This is a genomic window from Nocardioides sp. NPDC047086, assembly GCF_040643685.1.
Classification (GTDB): Bacteria; Actinomycetota; Actinomycetes; order Propionibacteriales; family Nocardioidaceae; genus Nocardioides.
In genome coordinates this window covers 155,363-180,185 of sequence record NZ_JBEYUV010000007.1, presented here as the reverse complement: position 1 = coordinate 180,185, position 24,823 = coordinate 155,363, and the positions used below count along the sequence as shown (strand labels likewise).

Below are 24,823 nucleotides of genomic sequence, written 5' to 3'. Positions count from 1 at the left end.
GTGAGAGGTGGCCCTTCGGGCCACTTACCATCCACAGGAACGACGCCGTTCGCTCACCGCGAAAACAGGGTTTGACCTGCGTAAATAGATAGCCATCGGGGTGGTTGAAGCGTAGAATCAGACCCATCACAACACACCTCTCAGAGAGGCATCCGATGAGTCTCGGCCGCGACATCGACCACTGGGGCACCAACCCCAGTGACGCGATCGACGCCGCCTTGCAGGCCATCGAGACCGCCCTCCACGAGCTCCTCGCGAGCGACCCTGCTTACTGGCGCACCGAGCAGAAGAAGGACCGCCTGGCCCAGATCGAGAAGCTCCAGGCGATGCAGGCCGCGCTCAATCTGCGTGTGCTCGCGTCGGCGGGTGACATCGCCGAGGAGACCGGGGCCAAGGACGCCTCCGGGTGGATGCGGACCGAACTCCTCGTCGACAGGGGTGTGGCCCGCTCCCAGCTCAAACTCGCCGCCGTCGTGGCCAAGTACGACCTCGTCGCCGCCGGGCTGGCCGAGGGGGTGGTGTCCCAGGACAAGGCCCAGGTGATCACCCAAGCCCTCGACCGGATCGCGACCGACCCCGCCGTCAGTGGCGAGGACCTGGTTCTGGCGGAGAAGCTGCTGGTCGAGCACGCCACCGAGTTGACCGCGAACCAGCTCAAGATCGTCGGACGCCGGATCCTGGCGAAGGTCGACCCGGACCGGTTCGAGGCCGCGGAAGCCAAGGCGCTGCAGCGGGAGGAAGAACGCGCCGCTCGGCGCACGTTCTTCTCCTCCCGCGACAACGGCGATGGCACCATCGACGTTCACGCAAGGGTCTCGCGTGCGGTCGGGATGCGGTTGCGCACCATCTTGGACTCGCTGGCCCAGCCGCGGAAGCTGACCGTGGAGAACCGGGGCCGCAAGGCCCCGTATGACCGGCTCCTGGGCCAGGCCTTCGCCCGGGTGATCGAGACCTACGACGTGGACCAGCTGCCCCGCCACGGTGGGCATGCAACCACGGTGTTCATCACCATGAGCGTGGAGGACCTCCGCCAGGACCTCGGCACCGCCGCCCTCGGGTTCGACGGCGAGCAGATCACCGCGGCCGAAGCCCGCAAGATGGCCTGCAACGCCAACCTGATCCCCGTCGTCCTCGGCACGAACTCCGAGATCCTCGACCTCGGCCGCACCGCCCGCCTGGCCTACCCAGTCCAACACCGAGCACTGCGATTACGCGACAAGTGCTGCCAAGCAGAGGGCTGCGACGCCCCCGCTGCCTGGACCGAGGCCCACCACCTCCAACCCTGGTCCGAAGGCGGCCGCACCAACGTGGCCAACATGGTGTTGTTGTGTCCCAGTGACCATCGGCGGATCCATGACGCCGACTACACCTATGAGCGGCTCCCGGATGGGCAGATCCGGTTCACTCGGGGTGCCCGAACCGGCTGACCCGGCTGACCCGGCACGCTCGGACCCACTGGCCCGGACCAGTTCGGGTCGCCGTGTCGGTGTGTGCTCACTCCCCGTCCAGTTGCCGACGTGGCCCTGTCATCATTCGGTGGGTCGGGCAGGCCGAGCTAGCACTGGATCTGGTGGTCCCACTGGTGCACCGCGTATCGCCCAACCGCCGCCCCAGCCCTTTCGCTCGGCCTTTTCGCTCGGCCCTTCCGGTCGGTTCGTCTGCTCGGTTCGTCTGCTCGGTTCGTCTGCTCGGTTCGTCTGCTCGGTTCGTCTGCTCGGTTCGTCTGCTCGGTTCGTCTGCTCGGTTCGCGGTCTAAGACCGCCGTAGCCAGCACCCGGTTGAGGCGGCACCTTCCGCTGTACCGAGGTGGTCCTCGGTGCCCGGGCTGACCGCTGTGCTTGTGAACCGTTCACAAGGTGTCATCGGCTTGTAAAAGCACCGCAGACACCGCATCCCCAGGAAGAACCACCAACCCCGGAATCCCAAGCCCGTACCCAACCCAAAGAATTACGCGCCAAACCCCGCCGCCGACCCGATAACCAGCCAAAATTCTCGACGGGGCCCGGTGTCCAGGATCGCCGAAGGCGACCGGCGAAGCCGGCGGCCGCAGGCCGTCATCTCGACAAGCTCGATACATCGCCTTGACTCCGGGAACCGTCGAGAACACCCTCCATAACGGGTCGGCGGCCACCAGCCCAACGAGAAACCCCAACCCCGAGGAACCCCGTTTCTCGGCAACCCACCTACCGATTCATCTCGATGATCGCGTCGAGAACCCGGCGTACGACCGGACTGACAGACCCACGTGCCCAGATCGCATGGAGCTCGACCGGTCGCTCGGGGTCCTTGTCGAGGCGGGTGTCGCCGCCGCCGTGCTCGATGGGGCGGAAGACCACGCCTTCTACGTGCAGCGAGCTGGCCGAGACCGGGACGAAGCCGACGCCACGTTCGGCGGAGACCAGGAGCATGGCGGTGAGGACCTGGTGCACGCGCTGCTCGATGCGGGGGTGGGCGTTGGCCAGGAAGCGTACGGAGAGCTCGTGGAAGTAGCGCGACTGCTGCGGGTGGTAGCCGATGACGGGTTGGCCCTCGAAGTCCTGCGGTGTCAGTGGCCGGTCGATCTCGGACAGGGGGTGGCCCTGCGGGAGCACGGCCATCAGTGGCTCTCGGGAGATGACTCTCGAGGAGAGCAGCTCGGTGTCGAAGGGTGGACGGGCCAGGCCGATGTCGATCTCGCCGTGGCGGATGCCGTCGACCTGGGCGAGGGTGACTCGCTCGGAGAGCCGCACCTCGACGTCGGGGAGTTCGACGGTGAGGCGGCGCAGCAGCGGCCCCAGGATCGAGATCGCGGACACCGCGGTGAAGCCGAGCCGGACCACGCCGGCGGCGCCCGCGTCCACCCGACGGGCCAGGTCACCGGCACTCTCGACCAGGTTGAGCATGCGGTAGGCCTCGTCGAGGAAGGCCGCTCCCGCACCCGTCAGGGCGACCCGGCGGTTGTCCCGCTCGAGCAGCTGCGCACCGACCGCCTTCTCCAGCTTCTGGATCTGTCGCGACAGCGGCGGCTGCGTCATCCGGAGGCGCTCGGCAGCCCGGCCGAAGTGGAGCTCTTCGGCGACCGCCACGAACGAACGCACCTGGTCGAGCGTGATCATTCGGCCAGAGTAGATCACGATGCACCAGGTGGAACACTCTATGCCGAAACGGGCTTGGACCGGTATCGCGAAGACTCTTAGTGTCGGTGGTCACACGACGGACCTAGGAGCAACGATGCGTACGACCACCCACCTCCTCGCCGCGACCGCCGGCGTCGCGGCCTTGGCCCTCTCCGCCTGCGGTGTCTCGAACACCACCGGCGGCAGCAGCGACGGTGAGGAGTATCCCGCCGGCAACGTGGAGATGTACGTCGGCGCTTCGGCCGGCGGCTCCAGCGACCTGATCAGCCGGGCGGTATCCAAGGGTCTCTCCGACGAGCTCGGCGCCTCCTTCCCGGTGATCAACCAGGAGGGTGCCAACGGTGCGCTCGCCGCCAACAAGGTGTCCAAGGCGAAGGCCGACGGGCAGACCATCGCCATCCAGAACGCGTCCCTGTTCGCCATCACGCCGCTCGCGGTCAGCGCGGACGAGGCCACCAGCCTCGACGACTTCGACGTCGTCCAGGGCGTCTCCCGCGACGACTACGTGATGGTCACCGGCCCGAAGAGCGGCTTCAAGACGCTCGACGACATCAAGGCCGCGAACGCGAAGGTCACCTACGGCACCACCGGCGTCGGTACCGGAGCCCAGCTCTCCTGCGGCCTGACGTACGCCTCGGCCGGCGTCGACGCCGAGGCCGTACCCTTCGACGGCGGCGCACCGGCCCTGACCGCCGTGCTCGGCAACCAGGTCGACACCGCGTGCATCCAGGTCGGCGAGGCGATCGAGAACATCGAGTCCGGCAAGCTGACCCCGCTGAGCGTCTTCGGTCCCGAGCGCGTCGACTACCTGCCGAACGTCCCGACCGCCAAGGAGCAGGGTCTCGACGTCGAGGTCGCGCAGTACCGCTTCATGACCGTCCCGAAGGGCACTCCGGACGATGTCAAGGACGCCATCGCAGAGGCGATGCAGGCGACGTTCAAGACCAAGGAGTACCAGGCCTTCAACGAGCAGAACAGCCTCACCCCGATGGAGTTCTCCGGCGACGAGGTGGTGACCCAGCTCGAGGAGGACAAGAAGCGGTTCGCCGACCTGGTCGACCAGTACGGTCTCAACCTCGGCGCGAGCTGACCCTCCCCCACGACGAAGGCATGACGATGAGCGACGAACGCACCCCCACTCCCGAGCCAGGCCAGGACATCCTGGCCGAGATCCAGGCCGAGGTGGCCCATGAGCTGGAGGAGGAGCGACCTCCCGCGGGTGGACCGGCCTACCAGGTGGTGGGTGCGCTCGTCGCTCTCGTCGTCGGGCTCGGCGGCGTGGTCCTCTCCTACGGCTACGGCCTGGGGTCGCCGCGCCAGCCCGGACCCGGCCTGTGGCCCTTCGTGGTCAGCATCGCCATCACCCTGATGGCCGTGGCACTCCTCGTGGTCGGCCGCACGCTGACCGACAGCGAGAAGGTCACCCGCTCCAGCGTGCTGCCCGCCGTCGGCCTGCTCACCTTCATCGTCCTGGCCCTGCTCATGCCCGTGATCGGCTTCGAGATCCCCTCGTTGCTGCTGTGCGTCGTCTGGCTGAGGTTCCTCGGCGGCGAGTCGTGGCGCAGCACGATCATCACCTCGATCCTCACGGTCGCCGCGTTCTACTTCCTGTTCCTCTACGGGCTGCGCATCCCGCTGCCCCACCTGTTCTGAGCGGAGCCTCCAGTGGACGTCAACGCATTCCTCGACGGCTTCGGGCTCGTCACCGAACCGCAGAACCTGCTCTACTGCCTGATCGGCGTGCTCGTCGGCATGCTGATCGGCGTACTCCCCGGCCTCGGGCCGGCGGCCACGATCGCCATCCTGCTGCCGATCACCTACAGCATCGACCCGGTCTCCGCCATCATCATGCTGGCCGGCATCTACTACGGCGCCCAGTACGGCGGCACGATCACCTCGGTCCTGCTCCGGCTGCCGGGTGAGGCCTCCTCGGTCGTCACCGTCTTCGACGGCTTCGCCCTGGCCAAGCAGGGCAAGGCCGGCACGGCCCTCGGCATCGCCGCGATCGGATCCTTCGTCGGCGCGACCGTCTCCATCCTCGGCCTGACCCTGGTGGCCCCGCTGATCGCCGGGTGGGCGCTCAGCTTCGGTGACCCGGAGTACGCCGCCCTGGCCCTGCTGGGCGTCCTGCTGGTCGCCACGATCGGCAACGGCAACAAGCTCAAGGCCATGCTCGCCGCCGCGTTCGGCCTGCTGCTGGCCACGATCGGCCGCGACAGCTTCAGCGGCGCCGAGCGCTTCACCTTCGGCAGCCTGCAGCTGACCGAGGGCATCGACTTCGTGGTCGTCGCGATGGGTCTCTTCGGTGTCGGCGAGATCCTCTACAACCTCGAGGAGCGGCACGGGAAGCCCCACGTACCCGCCGCCGTGGCCAACATCTGGCCCTCCCGCAAAGACCTCAAGCAGTCCTCCGGCGCCATCGGCCGCGGCTCGCTGATCGGCTTCGTCCTGGGCGTGCTGCCCGGTGGTGGCGCGGTGATGTCCTCCCTGGCCGCGTACGCCACGGAGAAGCGGATCTCGAAGCACCCCGAGCGCTTCGGGCGCGGCGCGATCGAGGGCGTCGCCGCCCCCGAGACCGCCAACAACGCCGCCGCGACCTCCTCGTTCATCCCGCTGCTGACTCTCGGCATCCCGGCCAACGCGTCGATGGCGATGCTCTTCGGTGCCCTGCTCATCCTCGGCATCTCGCCGGGTCCGCAGCTGGTCGAGGAGCGCCCCGACCTGTTCTGGGGCGTCATCAACTCGATGTACATCGGCAACCTGATCCTGCTGGTCCTGAGCATCCCGCTGGTCGGCATCTTCGTACGAATCCTGCGGGTGCGCCCTGCGATCCTGGCCCCGATCACCGCGCTGATCACGATCCTGGGCGTCTACACGATCAACAACTCCACCTTCGACATCTTCGTGATGATCGTCTTCGGCCTGATCGGCTACCTGATGAAGAAGGTCGGCTTCGAGCCCGGCCCGATGGTGCTCGCGTTCGTCCTGGGTTCGATCGTGGAGGACGGCGTACGCCGCTCGATGCTGATCTTCGACGGTGACCCGACCGGGTTCTTCACCCGGCCGATCTCCGGAACCATCCTGGCCGCCTTCGTCCTGGTCGCCCTCTGGCCCGCGGCCAAGGCGGCCCTGGCCCGGCGCAAGGCCGCCACCGTCGCCGCGGCCCCGGCCGAGCGCGACGACGCCGACACCCCGACCCGCTGAGTCCGACCCGCTGAGAGGCACACCATGACCATCCTGATCGGCTACGTACCCACACCAGTAGGTGAGGCGGCGCTCGAGGCCGGCCTGACCGAGGCGGCGGCACGCGGCGACGACGTCGTCATCGTCAACAGCCCCCGCCGCGGCGCCACCGTGGACGCCGACCTCGTCGACGAGGCAGCGGCCGCGAAGCTCGTCGCCCGCGCCGCCGAGGCCGGGGTGAACGCTCGGGTCGACCACACCACGCACGGGGCCGACGTCGTGGAGACGTTCGACGGCCTGGTCGCCTCGACCGGCGCCCGACTGATCGTGATCGGGCTGCGCCGCCGCTCCCCGGTCGGCAAGGCCCTGCTGGGCAGCGACGCCCAGCGCATCCTGCTCGACGCCGGCGTCCCGGTCCTCGCCGTGAAGCCGACCGCATGAGCGCCGGCCCCAACGCCAGCCGCATCTCGAAGGTCGTCGTCACGCCGGTCGCGTTCGCCGACCCGCCGCTGCTCAACGTCGTCGGCGTCCACCAGCCGTGGGCGCTGCGCGCGATCGTCGAGCTGCACACCGACACCGGCCTGGTCGGCCTCGGGGAGACGTACGCGGACGAGACCCACCTCGCCCGGCTCGACGCCGTCGCCCAGGCACTCCCGGGCGCCGACCCCTACGACACCCACGGCCTGCGCCGGCTCGTCGTCGACGTGCTCGGCAAGGAGACCGGCGGGGCGGGGGCCTCCTTCGGTGGCATGCTCGACGTCTCCTCCGCGGTCGACACCGTCTACTCCCCCTTCGAGGTCGCCTGCCTCGACCTGATCGCCCGCGAGGCGGACCGTCCGGTGAGCGACCTGCTCGGCGGCGCGGTGCGTGACCGGGTGCCGTTCAGCGGCTACCTGTTCTACAAGTGGGCGGGCCACCCCGGCTCTGCCGACAACGGGCCCGACGACGCGTGGGGCGAGGCGCTGAACCCCGACCAGATCGTCGCCCAGGCGCGACGGATGGTCGACGGCTGGGGCTTCGGCTCGCTCAAGCTCAAGGGCGGCGTGTTCCACCCCGACGAGGAGTGCGCCGCGATCGAGGCGCTCCGCGAGGCCTTCCCCGACCTGCCGCTGCGCCTGGACCCCAACGGCGCCTGGACCCCCGAGACCTCGGTGAAGGTCGCCGAGCGGCTCTCCGGGATCGTGGAGTACCTCGAGGACCCCACCCCCGGGATCGACGGGATGGCGCAGGTCGCGGCCCGCACCGACGTACCTCTGGCCACCAACATGTGCGTGATCGCCTTCGAGCACCTCAAGCCCGCGATCGCCGTCGATGCGGTCCAGATCGTGCTCTCCGACCATCACCTATGGGGCGGGCTGCGCCAGTCGGCGCTGCTTGGCGGCATCACCGACACCTTCGGGCTGGGCCTCTCGATGCACAGCAACTCCCACCTGGGCGTCTCCCTGGCCGCGATGGTCCACCTGGCCGCTGCGACCCCCAACCTGACCTACCCCTGCGACACCCACTACCCGTGGAAGACCCAGGACGTCGTACGCCCCGGGGTGCTCGACTTCGCCGACGGTGCGATCGCGGTGCCGACCGGCCCCGGACTCGGCGTCGAGCTCGATCGTGACCTGCTCGGCGAGCTGCACGAGCAGTACCTGACGTGCGGCGTCCGCCGCAGGGAGGACACTGTCTACATGCGCTCCATCGACCCGGACTTCACGCCCAACACCTCACGCTGGTGACCGACTCGGGAAGGACCGGCACCGTCCCGGTCGTCGGCTATGCCTACCCCTGGGACGTGATCGGCGATCCTTCGTTCGCCGATCGCGCCCGGGGGCTCGGCGTCACCAAGGTCGCCCTCGCGGCGGCGTACCACACCGCCCGCGCCGCGACCCCGCTCCACCCGCGCCACCGGTTCGTCGAGGCCCGCAGCGCGGCGCTCTACCGCCCGGTGCGCGCCGAGGCCTGGGACGGCGCCCGGCTGGTGCCGCCCGCGGCGACGTGGGTCGCTGCGAAGGACCCGTTCGGCGAGGCTGCCGCCATCCTCGCCGAGGCCGGGATCGAGGTCGCCGCCTGGATCGTGCTGACCCACTCCACGCTCCTCGGCGAGGCGAACCCCGACCTCGCGGTCGTCAACTGCTGGGACGAGCCCTACCCCTACGCCCTGTGCCCCCGCCACGAGGACGTCCGCCGCTATGCGGAGACCCTGGCCGCCGAGGCCGTACGCGACACCCCGACCTCCACCGCCATCCTGGAGGCGTGCGGCCAGCTCGGGTTCGGCCATGGTGGGCACCACGAGAAGACCGACGGGGCCTACGACGAGGCCACCCAGCAGCTCCTCTCGATCTGCTGCTGCGCCGCCTGCCGCGAGGACTGGGCCGGTCGCGGGCTGGATGCCGAGGCCACCGTGGCGGCGCTTCGGGCCGCGACCGGGGTGAACCCCTCCGGCGCAACGGTGGACGCGAGCACGCTCGACACGATCCTCGCCTCCCGGCACGCCGCGGCCGACGAGCTCCGCCACCGGGTGATCGCGGCCGTCCGCGAGGCCGCTTCCGACGTCGTCGAGATCGCCCTGCACGCCCAGCCCGACCCCTGGGCCACCGGCGCCAGCCCGGGCCTCACCCCGACCACGGCCGACGACGTCGACTTGGTGGTCTCGTTCTGCTGGCCGACCACCGAGGCCTCGATGGAGACGGGGCGCCGGCTCGTCGAGGCGGTCTCCGGGAAGGCAGCGGCCGCTGCGTACGTCACCGTCCTTCCGCCCACCACCGAGGACGACCTCGGTGGTCATCTGCGAGCCCTGCTCGACGCCGGGATCGACCAGATCCACCTCTACCACCTCGGTCTCGCGGGCGCCGACCGGCAGCACCTGCTCGCCGGGGCCACCACCGAGATCCGGAGGGATGCATGAGCGAACGCCAGACCGTTCTCGTCACCGGCGCCAGCGGCGGCATCGGGCGGATGATGCGCACCCGCCTGGCCCGCGAGGGCCGGGTGCTGCGCCTTCTCGACGTCGTACGTCCCGAGGATCCCGCCGAGGGCGAGGCCGTCGAGGTCATCGAGGCGTCGGTGACCGACGAGGCGGCGATGCGCGCCGCCTGCGAGGGTGTCGAGGCGGTCATCCATCTGGGAGGGATCAGCGTCGAGGCCCCCTGGGAGGACATCCTCTCCGCGAACATCGACGGCACCCGGGTGGTCATGGAGGCCGCCCGGGATGCCGGGGTCCGTCGCGTCGTGTTGGCCTCCAGCAACCACGCGACCGGCTTCTACGACCTGGAGAACGTGCCCGCCGAGGGGCTGCCCGCCGACGCCTTCCCGCGCCCGGACACCTACTACGGGGTCAGCAAGGTCGCGATGGAGGCGCTCGGTTCGCTCTTCTACGACCGCTACGGCATCGACGTGACCGCGCTACGGATCGGCTCGTGCTTCGAGAAGCCGTGGGACCGCCGCTCGCTGTGGACGTGGATGTCGCCCGACGACGGTGCCCGGCTCCTCGAGGCGTGCCTGGCCACCCCCGAGCCCGGCTTCCGGGTGGTGTGGGGCATCTCCCGCAACACCCGGCGCTGGCGGTCGCTGGCGGAGGGCGAGGCGATCGGCTACCACCCGCGGGACGACTCCGAGGTCTACGCCGCGGAGTTGCTCGGCGACGCGGTCGACGACGGCCCGCAGGGCCCCGAGGAGCGCCTGGCCGGCGGGAAGTTCTGCTTCACCCCGCTCGGGGAGCACATGAAGTAGCGCAGCCGGGCGGTCTGTTGGTCTAGGTATGCAGCCGAACCGTCGCTTCCCGTGCGGAGCTCCGCCGGGGAAGCGACGGCTGGTCTGCATACCTAGACCAACCGTCAACGCTGCTGCAGGCGCCGACGGGTGCTGCCGAGGTGGACCCGCATCGCGGCCCGGGCGGTGTCGGCGTCGCCGGAGAGGATCGCGGCGGCGATGTTGTCGTGCTCGCGCTGCACCCGCTCGACGTGGAGCGCGTCGCTGGGCGAGTAGGCGTCGCCGAGCCGGGTGCGGGGCAGCATGATCATCATCGGACCCAGCGAGTCCATCAGGTCGAGGTAGAAGCGGTTGCCGGTCGCGGCCGCGACGGCGCGGTGGAAGGCGAAGTCGGCCTCCACCGCGCCGTCCGGATGCACCGTGGCCAGCGCGGCGAGCGCCTCCTCGATGGCGCGCGAGCCCTGCTCGTCGAGGTGGGCGGCGGCCAGGGCCGCCGCCTCGCACTCCACGCCGAGCCGGAAGTCGACCATGTCGAGCACGTCGTGCTGCGTACGGATCGCGGAGGACTCGAGCGCGAACGGCGACGGCGCCGGCACCGCCAGGACGAAGGAGCCGCGCCCCTGGAACGTCTCGACCAGGCCCTCGGCGCGCAGGCGGGTGACCGCCTCGCGCGCCACGGTCCGCGACACCCCGTAGGTCGCGACCAGGTCGGACTCCGAGGGCAGCTTCGCTCCCGGCGCGAGGTCTCCGGACAGGATCTGGTCCTTGATCCCGGAGACCACGCGGTCGGCGAGCCCGGCGCTAGTCGTCATGCCGAGAACTTAGCCGTCTCCACGGTCAGCTTGCGCATCTGGTCGCTGAGCGTGAAGCCGAGACCTGGGCGGTCCGGCACCCACATCTGACCGTCGTGGATGTCGATGCGCTCCTCGAAGAGCGGGTTGAGCCACTCGAAGTGCTCGACCCACGGCTCGGTCGGGTAGGCCGCCGCGAGGTGCAGGTGGATCTCCATCGCGTAGTGCGGCGCCAGCGCCAGACCGGCGTGGGCGGCGAGGGTGGCGAACTTCAGGAACGGGGTGATCCCGCCGATGCGCGGGGCGTCGGGCTGCACGATGCCGCGGTAGCCGGCGTCGATCAGCGCCATGTGCTCGGGCACCGAGGTCAGCATCTCGCCGGTCGCGATGGGCGTGTCGAACGTACGCGACAGGTCGGCGTGGCCGACGGCGTCCCAGGCGTCGAGCGGCTCCTCGATCCAGACCAGGTCGAACTGCTCGAGCTCGCGGCACATCCGGCGGGCGCGGGCGCGGTCCCACTGCTGGTTGGCGTCGACCATGAACGGGGTGTCGCCGAGGTGCTCGCGCAGGGCGGCGACGCGGCGCAGGTCCTCGGCCCAGTCGGGCTGGCCGACCTTGATCTTGATGCCGCCGATGCCGGCCTCGAGCGACGCGGCGGCCTTCTCCTTGATCTCCTCGACGCTCGCCTGGAGGAAGCCGCCGGAGGTGTTGTAGACACGGCAGGAGTCGCGGTGGGCGCCGAGCAGCTTGGCCAGGGGGAGGCCGGCGCGACGCGCCTTGAGGTCGTAGAGCGCCACGTCGAGGGCGGCCACGGCCTGGGTCGCGACACCACTGCGGCCGACGGAGGCGCCGGCCCACATCAGCGACTCGTAGATCTTGGCGATGTCGGAGGGGTCCTGGCCGATGGCGACCTGGGCGATCTCCTTGAGGTGCGCGTACTGCGCCGGGCCACCGGCCCGCTTGGAGTAGCTGAAGCCCATGCCCTCGAGGCCCTGCTCGGTCCTCACCTCGACGAAGAGCAGCACGGTCTCGGTGAGCGGCTTCTGCCGCCCGGTGAGCACCTTGGCGTCACTGACCGGGTTCTCGAGCGGGAGGACGACGTGGGAGAGGGTCAGTGAGCTGATGCGGTCGGCGGCCATGGCGGGATGCTCCTCGATGGGCTAAGTTGTATGACAAGTACAGAACTTATCTGATGAGTGATGAGGAGTCCAGAGCGTGCCCGCCAATTCCCCGGTTGCCCGGCAGGTGGTCCGGCAGGTCCCCCGATGGCGCGATCTCGCGCCCTTCCTGCGGCCGCGGCCGTTCCACTGGCGCGCGGCCGAGCGGCGGCTGGCCCGCTGCCTCAGCGTCGACGACCTCGAGCTGGCTGCCCGCCGGCGGGTGCCGACGGCGGTGTGGGACTACGTCTACGGCGGCTCGGACGGCGAGCATGCGATGCACCGGAACCGGGCGGCCTTCGACCGCGTGGAGCTGCGGCCCACGGCCTTCGGCCAGGTGGCCGAGCCGGAGGTGCGTACGACGATCCTCGGGCGCCCTGCGGCGGCACCCATCGTGCTGGCGCCGACCGGCTACACCCGGCTCAGCCATCACACCGGGGAGCGCGCGGTCGCCGCGGCAGCAGCCGCGGCCGGGCTGCCCTACACCCTCTCGACGTACGCGACGACCTCGATCACCGACGTCGCCGGCGCCGCACCGCAGGGGCGCAACTGGTTCCAGGTCTACCTGATGAAGGACCGGGCCGTGACCCTCGACCACATCACCGAGGCGGCCTCGCAGGGCTTTGAGGCGCTGATGCTCACCATCGACACGACCGTGACCGGAATGAAGCGCAAGGACAAGCTCAACGGGTTCGCGATCCCGCCACAGCTGAGCCTGCGTACGTTCGCTGGCATGGCCCGCCACCCCGGCTGGGTCGCCGACATCCTGACCACCGAGCCGCTGCGGTTCGCGACCTTCCCCGAGGGATCGCACTACGGCCGCTGGGGCATGTCCAACGAGCTGCGCGAGCAGGCGATCCGGCCCTCGGACATCGGCTGGCTCAAGGAGCACTGGGACGGTCCGGTGGTGGTCAAGGGCGTGCTCTCGGTCGCGGACGCGGTGGCCTGTGCCGAGGCCGGTGCGGACGCGCTGGTGCTCTCCAACCACGGCGGCCGTCAGCTCGACCGGGCACCGGTGCCGCTGGAGCTGCTGCCGGCGGTCGTCGACGCGGTGGGCGACCGGACCGAGATCTATCTCGACTCCGGCGTCCGCTCCGGCGGCGACATCGCGGCAGCGCTCGGACTCGGCGCCCACGGCGTGGTGATCGGCCGTCCCTACCTCTACGGACTCATGGTCGCCGGGCAGCAGGGCGTCGACGCCACCCTGAGGCTGCTGGTCGAGGAGCTGCGGCGGGCGATGTGCCTGCTCGGCACTCCCGACATCGCCGCGATCGGCCCCGAGCACGTACGCCTGCGGTCGGCATGACCCCCGCCGTCTCCCCCACCCCGTCCAAGGAGAACCCCGTGTCCGACCTAGTCCATTCTTTGCGAGCCTCGCTCGGCGAGAGCGCCGTCCTGACCGATCCGGCCGAGATGGCGGCGTACGTCACCGACTGGACCGGCAGCTTCACCGGCACCGCCCTCGCGGTGGTGCGCCCGGCCTCGACCGCCGAGGTGGCCACGGCGGTCCGGCTGTGCGCGGCGGCGGGTGTCGGGGTCGTCCCGCAGGGCGGCAACACCGGCCTCGTCGGCGGCGGCGTGCCGGACTCCGGCAGCGACCAGGTGGTTCTCTCCCTCGGCCGGATGCGGCGCGTCCGGGAGGTCGACGCGGTCGCCGACACGCTCGTCGTCGAGGCCGGCACCCCGCTGGCCACCGTCCAGGAGGTCGCCGCGGCCGCCGGGCGGCTCTTCCCGCTCTCGCTCGGCTCGGAGGGCTCGTGCACCATCGGCGGCACGATCGCGACCAACGCCGGCGGCACCGCGGTGCTGCGCTACGGGATGATGCGCGAGCTGGTGCTCGGCCTCGAGGTCGTGCTCCCCGACGGCCGGGTCTGGGACGGGCTGCGACCGCTGCGCAAGGACAACACCGGCTATGACCTCAAGCAGCTCTTCATCGGCTCGGAGGGAACCCTCGGCGTCGTCACCGCGGCGGTGCTGCGGCTGCTGCCCGCGACACCGCGCCGCGCGACCGCCTTCGTGGCGCTCGAGTCGGTCTCGGCTGCCACGGAACTGCTTCCGCTGCTCCGCGAGCACGGCGGCGGTCAGCTGACCACCTGGGAGCTGCTCGGGCGTCAGGCGCTCGACCTGGTCCTCGCCCATCTGCCCGGCGTGCGTGACCCGTTCGCGGACCGGCACGAGTGGTACGGCCTCGTCGAGCTCGCCGGCACCTCCACCGATGTCGACGAGCGGCTCGAGTCGGCTCTCGAGGCCGCCGCTTCGCAGGGGCTTCTGCTCGATGCCGTGATCGCCGGCAGCCCCACCCAGCGCGAGTCGCTGTGGGCGCTGCGCGAAGGCGTCTCGGAGGCCCAGAAGAGCGAGGGCGCGACCCTCAAGCACGACGTCACCCTGCCGATCACGGCCCTGTCGCGGTTCGTCGCCGACGTCGGCCCGGCCCTGCTCGCCGCGCTGCCGGGGGTCCGGCTCGTGACGTACGGGCACATCGGGGACGGCAACCTGCACTACAACATCTCCGCGCCCGTCGGCGACGACGTGGCGCTGAAGCGGGACGCCCCCACCCTGACCCGGATCGTCTACGACGCCGTCACGGCGCTCGGCGGCAGCATCTCCGCCGAGCACGGCATCGGCGCGCTCAAACGGGATGCCGCCGCTGCGTACAAGACGGGGGTCGAGGTCGACCTCCTGCGAGCCGTGAAGCAGGCGATCGACCCCGACGGGGTCATGAACCCTCGCAAGGTGCTGTGATCGGTCTTCCGGTCTCGAGGATCTGCCTGAAGCAGAACTGCTTGCCGCGTGGCGTTCGCGGTGATTGCGTGTCCTCATGCGAATCCTGGTGCTCGGCGGCACGGTCTTCCTCTCCCGCGCAGTGGCGGAGTCGGCAGTACGCAGCGGTCACGAGGTGGTGTGCGCAGCGCGCGGCCGGTCGGGGACCGTCCCGGAGGGCGCGCAGCTGGTGCCGTGGGACCGCACCGAGACACCTCCCTCCGCCCTGACGACTGCGAAGTTCGACGCGGTCGTCGACGTGGCCCGGATCCCCTCGTGGGTTCGCCCTGCCGTCGCCGCCTTCAGCGAGGCCCACTGGGTCTTTGTCTCGACCATCAGCGTGTACGCCGACCACAGCACCCCTGGCGGCACTCCGGACTCACTCCCTGTCCTCGCTCCGGCGACGGACGACATCGAGGACGACGACCCCGATGCATACGGCTCGATGAAGGTCGCCTGCGAGGAGCTCGTTCGCGCGGGTGCGCCCTCAGCCACCGTCGTCCGCCCCGGCCTGATCGTGGGCCCAGGGGACCCCAGCGGCCGGTTCTCCTACTGGCCGCGGCGCCTGAGAGCCGGCGGCGAGATCCTCGCTCCCGGCTCGCCCGACGACAGCACCCAGGTCATCGACGTACGCGACCTGGCGGACTGGATCCTCCACTGCGCCACCAACCGGGTGGATGGCACCTTCGACGCCACCGGTCCGTCGATGCCGATCAGCACCCTGCTGACGGAGACCGCGAGCGGCGTCGGCACCACCCCGACCTGGAGCTGGCTCTCCCAGGACTTCCTCCGGGCCAACGACGTCGACCCCTGGTCAGGCCCCGGCTCGATCCCGCTGTGGCTCCCCCGCCCCGAGTACGACGGGATGCTCGCCCACGACACCACCTCGGCCCTGGCAGCCGGTCTCACCACCCGCCCGATCACCGAGACCGCCCGCGACACCCTCGCCTGGCTGCAGGCCACCCCCGATGCGTACGTCACCGGCATCTCGCCGACCCGCGAGGCCGAGCTCCTCGACGTATGGCGTCAGAGCCCCTGGGCGACCCGGTAGAACACCTGGTTCCAGCGCACCTGGTCGGCGAAGCCGCGGCGGGTGGTGGACTCGTCGATGACCAGCAGCTCGGTGCGGGCGATGTTGGCGAAGACCTCGAAGGCCTCGATCCCGGCGGCGGTCGACATCACCGTGTGGTGGGCGCCACCGGCGGTCAGCCAGGCCTCGGCCGAGGTCGCGAAGTCGGGACGCGGGGCCCAGACGGCGCGCGCGACCGGCAGGTTGGGCAGCGCCTGGGTCGGGGGTACGACGTCGACCACGTTGGCGGTCAGCCGGAAGCGGTCGCGCATGTCGGCCAGCGAGACGACCACGGCACCCTCACCGGCGTCGGCGTCGAAGACCATCCGGACCGGGTCCTCGCGGCCGCCGATCCCCAGCGGGTGGATCTCGACGCGCGGGGTGGAGGTGGTCAGCGAGGGGCAGACCTCGAGCATGTGAGCGCCGAGGATGACCTCCGCGCCCGGGGTGAGGTCGTAGGTGTAGTCCTCCATCAGGGAGGCGCCGCCGGGCAGGCCCTCCCCCATGACCTTGGCGGCTCGGACCAGGACCGCGGTCTTCCAGTCGCCCTCGGCGCCGAAGCCGTAGCCCTTGCTCATCAGCCGCTGCACGGCGATGCCGGGCAGCTGACGCAGTCCGCCGAGGTCCTCGAAGTTGGTGGTGAACGCCTTCGCGTCCCGCTCGACCAGGAACGCCTCCATGGCGATCTCCTGGCGAGCCGCGTAACGCAGCGAGTCGTGGCGGTCGCCGCCTCGCCGGAGCTCGGGCACGACGTCGTAGAGGTCCTCGTACTCGGCGACGAGCGCGTCAACGGCGGCCTCGTCGACGGCCTCGACGGCCGCCATCAGGTCGTTGACGCCCCAGGTGTTGACCGAGACGCCGAAGCGCAGCTCGGCCTCGGTCTTGTCTCCCTCGGTGACCGCGACGTTGCGCATGTTGTCGCCGAAGCGGACCAGGTTGAGCCCGTGGGTGGCGGCCCAGCCGGCGGCGCCGCGGACCCAGGTGCCGACGCGGCGGGTGACGGCCGGGTTGGAGACGTGGCCGACGACGGTGGTGCGGGCGACGCCGAGGCGGGTGGCGATGTAGGCGTACTCACGGTCGCCGTGGGCGGCCTGGTTGAGGTTCATGAAGTCCATGTCGATCTCCGACCAGGGGAGCTCGACGTTGGCCTGGGTGTGCAGGTGCAGCAGCGGCTTCTGGAGGGCGTCCAGGCCGGCGATCCACATCTTGGCCGGGCTGAAGGTGTGCATCCAGGTGATCACGCCGAGGACGTTGTCGTCGGAGTTGGCCTCGAGCATCGCCCGGCGGATCGACGCGGAGTCCTTCAGGACGGGCTTCCACACGACCTTCGCCGGTACGTCGTCCGACGCGTCCAGGGCGCGGGCGACCTCCTGGGACTGCTCGGCCACCTGGCGCAGGGTCTCCTCGCCGTAGAGGTCCTGGCTGCCGGTGAAGAACCAGACCTCGCGGTCTCCATAGGGTTTCAGCGCTGCGGGCTTGCTCATGTGGGGGTTCCTCTCAGTGCAGGCAGCTCAGTGCTGGCCGTAGACGTTCTGGTAGCGGTTGTAGAGCGAGTCGACGTGGTCCTGCTCGATCGGCAGGGGCTGGCCGAGCTGGCGCGCGATGTGCACCGTGCGGGCGACCTCCTCGCACATCACCGCGGCCTTGACCGCGGCGCGGCCGTCCTTGCCGATGGTGAAGGGGCCGTGGTTCCGCATCAGCACCGCGGGGCTGCGCGAGTCGCGCAGGGTCTCCACGATGCCGCGGCCGATCGAGTCGTCGCCGATGATCGCGAACGGTCCGACCGGGACCGGCCCGCCGAACTCGTCGGCCATCATCGTGAGCACGCAGGGGATCTCATCCCCGCGGGCGGCCCAGGCGGTGGCGTAGGTGGAGTGGGTGTGGACCACTCCCCCGACCTCGGGCATGTTGGCATAGACGTACGCGTGGGCGGCGGTGTCCGAGGACGGCGAGCGCTCCCCCTCGACGAGGTTGCCGGCCAGGTCGCACACGACCATCGCCTCGGCGGTGATGTCCTCGTAGGCGACGCCGGAGGGCTTGATGACCAGCAGGTCCTCGCCGCCGGGGTTCGACACCCGCTCGGAGACGTTCCCGGCGGTCCAGACGACCAGCTCCCAGCGAGGCAGCTCGGCGTGCAGCGCGGCGACGCGCTCCTTGGCGGCGTCGACGGCGGTGCGAAGCGCGGCAGGTACGCCGGTCATCACTGGTCTCCTTCGGTGTCGGGTGCTGTGGTGTGGGCCAGCGAGGCCACGGCGGCGTGCTCGATGGCCAGCCCGGCCTCGTAGCGCTCCAGGTAGGTCCGGAACCCGGCGAGGTCGGCAGCGTCCGGCTCGACGACCACGAGGTCGATGTCGCCGAAGACGCGCTCGGCGAGGTAGGCGCTCAGGGCGAGGCCGCTACCGGCCGTCGCCGCCCGGGCGTACGCAGCCAGGACCGCGATCCCCCAGGCACCGCCCTCGCCGGCGGTGCGACCGACGGCGACCGGGGCGCCGGTGGCCGCGGCGAGCAGCCGCTGGGCGACGCCCGCGGTGCGGAAGAGGCCGCCATGGGCGAACATCGCGTCGATCTCGACGCCCTGGTCGGCGAGGACGCGCATGCCGAGGGCGAGGGTGCCGAAGACGCCGTAGACCTGGGCGCGGGCGAACCCGGCGAGGTCGAGGCGACTGCCGGGGGTGCGTACGAACAACGGACGGCCCTCGTCGAGGCCGGTGATCGGCTCGCCGGCGAGGTAGTTGTACGCCAGCAGTCCGCCGCCGTCGGGCGAGCCATTCAGGGCCGCGGTGAGCAGGGCGCCGAAGACGGCGTCGGGCTCGTAGGGGTGGCCGAGCGCGGCCGCGAACTCACCGAAGACCCCGGCCCAGGCGTCGAGCTCGCTGGCGCCGTTGTTGCAGTGCACCATCGCGACCGGGTCGCCGGCCGGGGTGGTGACGATGTCGATGGCGTGGTGGACGGTGGCCAGCGGTGCCTCGAGGACGACCATCGCGAAGATCGAGGTGCCGGCGCTGACGTTTCCGGTCCGCTTGGCCACAGAGTTGGTCGCGACCATCCCGGTGCCGGCGTCGCCCTCGGGCGGACACAGCAGGATGCCGGGTCGGAGGGTGCCGGTGGGGTCGAGCAGCGCGGCGCCGGCGGGGGTGAGCCGGCCGGCGTCGGCGCCCGCCGGGAGGACCTGCGGGAGCAGCCCCTCGACCCGCAGACCGGGGCGATTGGCGGCGGCCAGGTGACCGAGCTGCTCCAGCATCCGCTGGTCGTAGGTCCCGGTGGCCGGGTCGATGGGGAAGACGCCGGAGGCGTCGCCGACGCCGAGCACATGGCGTCCGGTGAGCGCGCGGTGGACGTAGCCCGCGAGCGTGGTCAGCGAGGCGATCTTCGGCAGATGGGGCTCGTCGTCGAGGATCGCCTGGTAGAGGTGGGCGACCGACCAGCGCAACGGGATGTTGGTGCCGAAGAGCTCCGACAGCTCGGCAGCGGCGACGGCGGTGTTGGTGTTGCGCCAAGTGCGGAAGGGCACCAACAGCTCGCCGGCCTCGTCGAAGGCGAGATAGCCGTGCATCATCGCCGAGACCCCGATCGACCCGAAGGTGTCCGGACGGCGGCCGTAGCGGCCCTCGACCTCGTCACCGAGGGCGGCGACCGCGCCCTGCACGCCGGCCCAGACCGCCTCGAGCGAGTAGGTCCACAGGCCGTCGACGAGCTCGTTCTCCCACAGGTGGGACCCGGTGGCGAGGGGCGTGTGATCCGGCCCGATCAGGCACGCCTTGATGGTCGTGGAGCCCAGCTCGATGCCGAGCGCGGTCTCTCCGAGGTCAGGCAGGTGGCCTGCTCGCTGCGTCATCACGGCTCCGTTTCTGCCCGACGGCTCGGGGTGGGGTTCGAGGCGATGTGAACGCTAACATATGACGGGCGGGTTACCTCCGTGTTCCCTGTAGACCCCTGCCGAGGCGTCAGCCCCGTCGAACGAGACGTCAGCCCCGTCGGTCGAGACGTCAGCCCCGTCGATCGAGTTGGCACCGCGGTGCCGTCTCAGCCGACGTACCTGACGTCTCGGCCGACCTAACTGCCGACTCGGCCGACGTACCTGCCGCCTCGGGTGTCAGTTGGGCTTGGGGGCGGCGGAGGCCCGGACCACGAGCTCCGGCGCGAGCAGGGCGGGGGTCTCGACAGCCCCCTCGGCGATGGCCTTGGTGGCGACCTCGACGGCGAGCTCGCCGAGGGAGGCGAAGTCCTGCCGGACGGTGGTCAGCGGCGGCCAGAGGTAGGCAGCGTCCGGGACGTCGTCGAAGCCGACGACGCTCACGTCCTGAGGGACTCGGCGACCGGCCTCGTGCAGCGCTCGGATCACGCCGAGGGCCATCGAGTCGTTGGCGGCGAAGACCGCAGTGACCGAAGGGTCCTGGGCGATCACAGCCCCGGCCTCGTAGCCGCTCCTGCTCGACCAGTCACCGAAGATCTCGGGTCCGGGTTGCGCGCCGGCGTCCCGGAGGGCGGCCAGCCACCCCTCGCGGCGCTGGCGGGCGTCGATCCAGCCGACCGGACCGGCCACGTGGGCGATGTTGCGGTGGCCGAGGTCCAGCAGATACTGCGTGGCAAGCACGGCCCCGGCGTGCTGGTCGATCCCCACCGAGCGCACCCCTGCCGGCGGGTCGCTGTGGATCATCACGACCTCGACCGTCGAGGCGAGTTGGGCGACCAGGTCCTCGAACGACTGGTGCGAGACCCCGAGCAGCACGGCCTCGACGGCGTCGTCGAGGAGCGCCTCGATCGCCCGCTCCGCCGACGTCGCCTCCAGGTGCGGCACCGGACTCAGGATGACGTCGTAGCCCGCCTTCTGCCCGGCCTGGTGCACCGAGGCGGCCAGCGTGCCCGGCCCGTAGAGGTGCGGCTGGGTGTAGAGCAGCCCCAGGCGCCCCGACCGCCGGGTCACCAGCGCCCGCGCCGACTTGTTGCGCCGGTAACCCAGCTCGTCGATCGCCGCCAGCACCCGGTCGCGGGTCTCGCCGCGTACGGCGTCGGAGCCGTTGACGACCCGGGACACGGTCTGGTGCGAGACCCCTGCCCGGGCCGCGACATCCGCCATGCTCGGCGCGTTCCTCGACTCCCCGTGGACCATGCGGTGATCCTAGGCGGCATCGCCGCGCGCACGGGGACCGCCTCAGGTCTCCCCGAGATCGGGGAGTCCGTGACGCGCTCGGCCGAGCGCGTCCACGCGCTGCTGCCAGGTCGAGTCGAGCAGCCGTTGCGGCGTACGCCATCCGGCGGCCGACAGCTCCCATGCCGCGGCCACCGCGATGTCGGTCGAGATCCGGGTCGAGGAGAGCATCGCCAGAACGAGGAGGCGATAGAGCGGAGAGGGCTTGTCCCGGAGCCTGATGCCGGCTTCCTCGGCGTACGTCGTCCCGCCTGCGTCCAGCAGGCGTCGCACGACCTCGCGGTCCCGTTTGCTCACCCTGTCGACGTACCCACCGCGTGCCGGGACCATGCGTCGGCCCGTCGCAGGCTGGGATCGGCAGACCCTGGATAGAACCTGGTGGGCGACCGAGGATGGATCCGACCCCAGAGCCTCTCCTCAGGAGCAGACCGATGCCACGTCGACCCATCGACATCACGATCCCCGACCTGTCCGGCAAGCGAGCCCTGGTCACCGGCGCCAGCGACGGCATGGGTCTGGTGATGGCCATCCGGCTGGCCGCGGCCGGGGCCGAGGTCGTCATGCCCGTACGCAACCCCGGCAAGGGCGAGAAGGCGCTCGCCATCATCCGCGGACGGATCCCCGAGGCGCGGACCTCGCTGCGCGACCTCGACCTGTCCTCGCTCGCCTCGGTCGCGGCGCTCGCCGAGACCCTGCTGGGCGAGGACCAGCCGTTCCACATCATGATCAACAACGCGGGTGTGATGACGCCGCCGGAGCGGCAGACGACCGCCGACGGGTTCGAGCTCCAGCTCGGCACCAACCATCTCGGCCACTTCGCCCTCGTCGCCCTGATCCTGCCGCTGCTGCGAGCCGGGCAGGCCCGGGTCACGTCCCAGGTCAGCGTCGCCGCGAGGCGCGGCGCGATCAACTGGGACGACCCCAGCTGGGAGCGGAGCTACGACGACATGAAGGCCTACAGCCAGTCCAAGATCGCCGTCGGCCTCTTCGGGCTGGAGCTGGACCGGCGCAGCCGGGCTCAGGGCTGGGGCATCACCAGCAACCTCTCCCACCCCGGCGTCGCCCCGACCAACCTGCTGGCCGCGCGCCCCGAGATCGGGCGTACGACCGACACCCTCTCGGTACGCATGATCCGCTGGCTCTCGGCCCACGGGATCCTCCTGGGCACACCCGAGACCGCCGCCCTGCCCGCGCTGCTGGCCGCGACCTCACCCGAGGCGACCGGTGGCCGGCTGTACGGCCCCAGCGGCCCCGGACACCTCGGTGGCGCTCCCGCCGAGCAGCCGCTCTACCGCCCGTTGACCAGTGCCGAGGACGCCGCCAAGCTCTGGGAGATCTCCGAGAACCTCACCCGGACCGCGCTGCCGACCAGCTGACCCACGTACGTCTCCGGCATGGTTGACTCGGGCGCGTGAGCACGCGACCGCGCAACCGGCGCCAGCTGATCGTCGAGGCGGCGGGCAAGGTCTTCAGCGAGCGCGGCTACCACGCCGCCTCGATGGAGCAGATCGCCACGGACGTGGGGATCACGGCGGCCGCCCTCTACCGGCACTTCCCGGGCAAGTACGACCTGTTCCGCGAGTGCGCCAACCTGCTCATCGACCACCTGCTCGAGGCGGTCTCCGGGCTGCCGGACGACGCCGATCTCGAGCGGGTGCTGCGGACGATCGCCGAGCTCACCGTCGACCACCGCAGCTACGGCGGCATCTACCGCTGGGAGTCGCGCTACCTGAGCGCCGAGGACCTCGGTGAGATCAGGGTCAAGGTCGACCGGGTCGTCCGGCGGGTCGTGGCGGCCGCCGGCGGTGCCCCGGACCCGTCCGCCGAGGAACGGCTGCGGGCCGTCGCCGCGCTGGGGGCGATCGGGTCGATCACCACCCACCACGCCACCATGGCCAGACGCCGGCTGGTCGACCTGCTGGCCGAGGCCGCGCTCCGGGTGATCGCCACCGATGTCACGACGACACCGCCTCCCGGCCCGGGACGTACGCACCCGGTCGAGGAGTCCCCGGCCTCCCGCACCCGCAGCGCCGAGATCCTCGCCGCCGCGATCCCGCTCTTCGCGCGCGACGGTTTCGCGAACGTCACCCTCGGACACATCGCCGAGGTCGTCGGGGTGGCCCCGTCCGCGCTCTACCGGCACTACCCGAGCAAGGTCGACATCCTCGCGGCGGCGTGCCTGCAGGCCGCGACGATGCTCGACTTGTCGGTCCGCGAAGCACTGCGCGACCCCGGCGACGCGACCGCCGCGGTCGGAGCCCTGGCCCGGGCGTACGTCGGCTACAGCTTTCGCCACCATCTGCTCACCCAGGTCGGCACGGCCGAGATCGCCGGGCTACCCGAGCCGCTGCGTACGCCGCTGATCCGGGCCCAGCGCGAGCATGTCGCCGTCTGGGAGGACCACCTGCTCGCCGCGCGGGACGACCTCGACCCGCGCTCGGCGCGGGTGCTGGTCCACGCCGGGCTCGGCGTGGTCGCCGAGTCCGGCCGGCTGCTGCACTGGGGCGACGGCAACGAGGAGACCGTCACCGTCCTCCTGATGCGCGCGCTGGGCCTCTGAGACCGGTGAGACCTCACGAGGGACGGTTCATGTCAGGGATCTCGATCGGCGTGGTCTGACCCGACTCGCCGCCGTTGAGGAACGCCATCGCGAGCGCCCTCACGAACTGGTCGAAGAGGTAGTAGCTCCCCGGAAGGGTGTCGATCGTGCCCTCGCGGAACGCGATGTAGGCGGGCCAGGCGACCTTGATCAGCGCGGCAGAGGCGTAGTCGCGACGCAGGTCGAGCCAGTCGGAGATCTGGTTGCCGAGGGTGTAGCGGACGAACTCGTTGAGGAACCCCCGGCTGACGCCCAGGTCCACCGAGGACGGCAGCCCCAGGAGCGTCTCGGCGAGCTCCTTGCCCTCGGTCGTCGGCGCCAGGATCGGGTCCAGGACCTGGGCCGCCTGGGCGTACGCATCCGGCCACGAGCGCGGGATGAACTGGTCCTGGACCCCGAGCAGGGAGATGGCGACCTGCCAGGAGTGCAGGTAGGCCTCCTCCTCGGCGGGGGTCATCGGGATCCGCCACTCCTTGAACTTCTTGTGCACGAAGGTGCCGAGGCTGTGGAAGGTGACCAGGATGTCGCCGTTGCTGATCGGGATCTGGTTGTTCTCGGTGGCCCCGTTCTTCCAGTGGGGAAGCTGCGGCAGCAGGTGCCGTACGGCCGCGTGCACCATCCGGGTCTTGTTGGCCGTGACCACGAACTGGCCCTGGGGCTCGAAGGCGTGCAGCTGCGCCAGGTCGTAGCCGAAGGTGAAGGTCTTCGCGGCGCGGTCCTGCATGTCGGCGCCGCCCTTGGACCAGTAGACCGACCGGGCCTCGCGCGGGATGACGGTGCTCATGATGCCGCTGCCGACGCTGTAGAGCGCGAAGAAGTAGGTGTCCTTGCGGCGGTTGAAGTCGGCGGCCAGGGTCAGCTTGTCCATGTCGGCCCACGCCGGCAGGGTGTTGACGTCGCGCAGGTATGCCGTCAGGTCGGCGGGGAGGCCGGTGGGCAGCGGGTCGTTGTTGTCGACCCACGGACGGATGGCGGTGTTGACCGCGGAAACCTGGCCGTTGTCGAGCACGGACTTCATGATCGCGTCGATCCGGTCGTCCCAGACCCACTGCGGGTCCGCATAGGTGTCGGTGCCGGCGATCGACCCGGTCGACGCCCAGCTCCAGGTGGGCGCGACGGCTTCACCGATGCCGACGAAACCCAGCGCCGCGGCCAGCGAGATGAAACCCCTGCGACTGAGATCTTCCATTGACTTACCTTCCGCTTGAAGGGGATCTGCTCGGCCATAAAGGGGTCGGCGCGAATGTGATTCTTGATTAACATACCGGCAGTGACGCACGTCACGCAATGACCTTCGCCG

22 protein-coding genes are annotated in these 24,823 nt (G+C 70.7%); 13 read left to right on the top strand and 9 right to left on the bottom strand.

The window, feature by feature from the left end; genetic code table 11:
• Positions 1 to 155: 155 nt before the first annotated feature.
• Positions 156 to 1,427, top strand: a complete 1,272-nt coding sequence (locus tag ABZ796_RS08130) for a DUF222 domain-containing protein (RefSeq protein ID WP_357336026.1) — start codon at positions 156 to 158, stop codon at positions 1,425 to 1,427.
• Between the two features lie 756 nt (positions 1,428 to 2,183).
• Here ABZ796_RS08130 and ABZ796_RS08125 read toward each other — a convergent pair.
• Positions 2,184 to 3,095, bottom strand: a complete 912-nt coding sequence (locus tag ABZ796_RS08125) for a LysR family transcriptional regulator (RefSeq protein WP_357336025.1) — start codon at positions 3,093 to 3,095, stop codon at positions 2,184 to 2,186.
• A 115-nt stretch (positions 3,096 to 3,210) separates the two neighbouring features.
• On the opposite strand from ABZ796_RS08125, the gene ABZ796_RS08120 reads away from it, so the two are divergent.
• The 7 genes from ABZ796_RS08120 to ABZ796_RS08090 are packed head-to-tail and all read left to right on the top strand — an operon-like array spanning position 3,211 to position 10,019.
• On the top strand, positions 3,211 to 4,206 hold the full coding sequence (locus ABZ796_RS08120; RefSeq protein ID WP_357336023.1) for a tripartite tricarboxylate transporter substrate binding protein: 996 nt from the start codon (positions 3,211 to 3,213) through the stop codon (positions 4,204 to 4,206).
• A gap of 26 nt (positions 4,207 to 4,232) precedes the next feature.
• Positions 4,233 to 4,769: a tripartite tricarboxylate transporter TctB family protein gene (locus ABZ796_RS08115; protein WP_357336022.1), complete on the top strand. Its 537-nt coding sequence runs from the start codon at positions 4,233 to 4,235 to the stop codon at positions 4,767 to 4,769.
• 12 nt (positions 4,770 to 4,781) lie between these two features.
• Positions 4,782 to 6,320, top strand: coding sequence for a tripartite tricarboxylate transporter permease (locus ABZ796_RS08110; protein ID WP_357336021.1), 1,539 nt, complete (start codon positions 4,782 to 4,784; stop codon positions 6,318 to 6,320).
• A gap of 24 nt (positions 6,321 to 6,344) precedes the next feature.
• A complete protein-coding gene (locus ABZ796_RS08105) occupies positions 6,345 to 6,740 on the top strand; it encodes a universal stress protein (RefSeq protein WP_357336020.1) in 396 nt (131 codons plus the stop codon).
• Entirely contained in the window at positions 6,737 to 8,026 is a 1,290-nt protein-coding gene (locus ABZ796_RS08100; protein ID WP_357336019.1) for a glucarate dehydratase family protein, read from the top strand. Before ABZ796_RS08105 ends, ABZ796_RS08100 begins: the two co-directional genes overlap by 4 nt.
• Positions 8,023 to 9,195 (top strand): hypothetical protein, encoded by a 1,173-nt coding sequence (locus ABZ796_RS08095; protein WP_357336018.1) that lies wholly within the window; start codon positions 8,023 to 8,025, stop codon positions 9,193 to 9,195. The genes ABZ796_RS08100 and ABZ796_RS08095 overlap by 4 nt, the downstream gene beginning before the upstream one ends.
• Positions 9,192 to 10,019: an NAD(P)-dependent oxidoreductase gene (locus tag ABZ796_RS08090; protein WP_357336017.1), complete on the top strand. Its 828-nt coding sequence runs from the start codon at positions 9,192 to 9,194 to the stop codon at positions 10,017 to 10,019. Before ABZ796_RS08095 ends, ABZ796_RS08090 begins: the two co-directional genes overlap by 4 nt.
• Positions 10,020 to 10,123: 104 nt before the next feature.
• Here the strand turns inward: ABZ796_RS08090 and ABZ796_RS08085 are convergent, their stop codons facing one another.
• Both ABZ796_RS08085 and ABZ796_RS08080 read right to left on the bottom strand, forming a co-directional pair.
• The gene (locus ABZ796_RS08085) at positions 10,124 to 10,810 is read right to left on the bottom strand and encodes a FadR/GntR family transcriptional regulator (RefSeq protein ID WP_357336015.1); all 687 of its coding nucleotides are present in this window, start codon (positions 10,808 to 10,810) and stop codon (positions 10,124 to 10,126) included.
• Entirely contained in the window at positions 10,807 to 11,928 is a 1,122-nt protein-coding gene (locus ABZ796_RS08080; RefSeq protein ID WP_357336014.1) for a mandelate racemase/muconate lactonizing enzyme family protein, read from the bottom strand. Before ABZ796_RS08080 ends, ABZ796_RS08085 begins: the two co-directional genes overlap by 4 nt.
• A gap of 76 nt (positions 11,929 to 12,004) precedes the next feature.
• On the opposite strand from ABZ796_RS08080, the gene ABZ796_RS08075 reads away from it, so the two are divergent.
• From ABZ796_RS08075 to ABZ796_RS08065, 3 genes are all read left to right on the top strand, one after another.
• Entirely contained in the window at positions 12,005 to 13,252 is a 1,248-nt protein-coding gene (locus ABZ796_RS08075) for an alpha-hydroxy acid oxidase (RefSeq protein ID WP_357336012.1), read from the top strand.
• 38 nt (positions 13,253 to 13,290) lie between these two features.
• Entirely contained in the window at positions 13,291 to 14,688 is a 1,398-nt protein-coding gene (locus ABZ796_RS08070) for an FAD-binding oxidoreductase (protein WP_357336011.1), read from the top strand.
• A 76-nt stretch (positions 14,689 to 14,764) separates the two neighbouring features.
• Positions 14,765 to 15,757 (top strand): NAD-dependent epimerase/dehydratase family protein, encoded by a 993-nt coding sequence (locus ABZ796_RS08065; RefSeq protein ID WP_357336009.1) that lies wholly within the window; start codon positions 14,765 to 14,767, stop codon positions 15,755 to 15,757.
• Here the strand turns inward: ABZ796_RS08065 and araA are convergent.
• The 5 genes from araA to ABZ796_RS08040 all read right to left on the bottom strand — a co-directional run bounded on the left by araA (position 15,733) and on the right by ABZ796_RS08040 (position 21,221).
• Complete coding sequence (araA, locus tag ABZ796_RS08060; protein WP_357336007.1) at positions 15,733 to 17,259, bottom strand: L-arabinose isomerase; 1,527 nt, start codon at positions 17,257 to 17,259, stop codon at positions 15,733 to 15,735. The two genes, ABZ796_RS08065 and araA, sit on opposite strands and share 25 nt — an antisense overlap.
• A gap of 27 nt (positions 17,260 to 17,286) precedes the next feature.
• Positions 17,287 to 17,976 carry an L-ribulose-5-phosphate 4-epimerase gene (locus ABZ796_RS08055; protein ID WP_357336005.1) on the bottom strand — a complete coding sequence of 230 codons (690 nt, stop codon included), beginning with the start codon at positions 17,974 to 17,976 and terminating at the stop codon, positions 17,287 to 17,289.
• On the bottom strand, positions 17,976 to 19,610 hold the full coding sequence (locus ABZ796_RS08050) for an FGGY-family carbohydrate kinase (RefSeq protein WP_357336003.1): 1,635 nt from the start codon (positions 19,608 to 19,610) through the stop codon (positions 17,976 to 17,978). The genes ABZ796_RS08055 and ABZ796_RS08050 overlap by 1 nt, the downstream gene beginning before the upstream one ends.
• 258 nt (positions 19,611 to 19,868) lie before the next feature.
• On the bottom strand, positions 19,869 to 20,885 hold the full coding sequence (locus ABZ796_RS08045; protein WP_357336002.1) for a LacI family DNA-binding transcriptional regulator: 1,017 nt from the start codon (positions 20,883 to 20,885) through the stop codon (positions 19,869 to 19,871).
• 42 nt (positions 20,886 to 20,927) lie between these two features.
• The gene (locus ABZ796_RS08040) at positions 20,928 to 21,221 is read right to left on the bottom strand and encodes a hypothetical protein (RefSeq protein ID WP_357336000.1); all 294 of its coding nucleotides are present in this window, start codon (positions 21,219 to 21,221) and stop codon (positions 20,928 to 20,930) included.
• Positions 21,222 to 21,355: 134 nt separating this feature from the next.
• Between ABZ796_RS08040 and ABZ796_RS08035 the strand changes: the two genes are divergently transcribed.
• Both ABZ796_RS08035 and ABZ796_RS08030 read left to right on the top strand, forming a co-directional pair.
• Complete coding sequence (locus ABZ796_RS08035) at positions 21,356 to 22,300, top strand: SDR family oxidoreductase (RefSeq protein WP_357335998.1); 945 nt, start codon at positions 21,356 to 21,358, stop codon at positions 22,298 to 22,300.
• Positions 22,301 to 22,335: 35 nt separating this feature from the next.
• Positions 22,336 to 23,484, top strand: a complete 1,149-nt coding sequence (locus tag ABZ796_RS08030; protein WP_357335997.1) for a TetR/AcrR family transcriptional regulator — start codon at positions 22,336 to 22,338, stop codon at positions 23,482 to 23,484.
• 13 nt (positions 23,485 to 23,497) lie between these two features.
• On the opposite strand, the gene ABZ796_RS08025 is transcribed toward ABZ796_RS08030, so the two are convergent.
• Positions 23,498 to 24,712: an oxygenase MpaB family protein gene (locus ABZ796_RS08025; RefSeq protein ID WP_357335995.1), complete on the bottom strand. Its 1,215-nt coding sequence runs from the start codon at positions 24,710 to 24,712 to the stop codon at positions 23,498 to 23,500.
• Between the last annotated feature and the right edge of the window lie 111 nt (positions 24,713 to 24,823).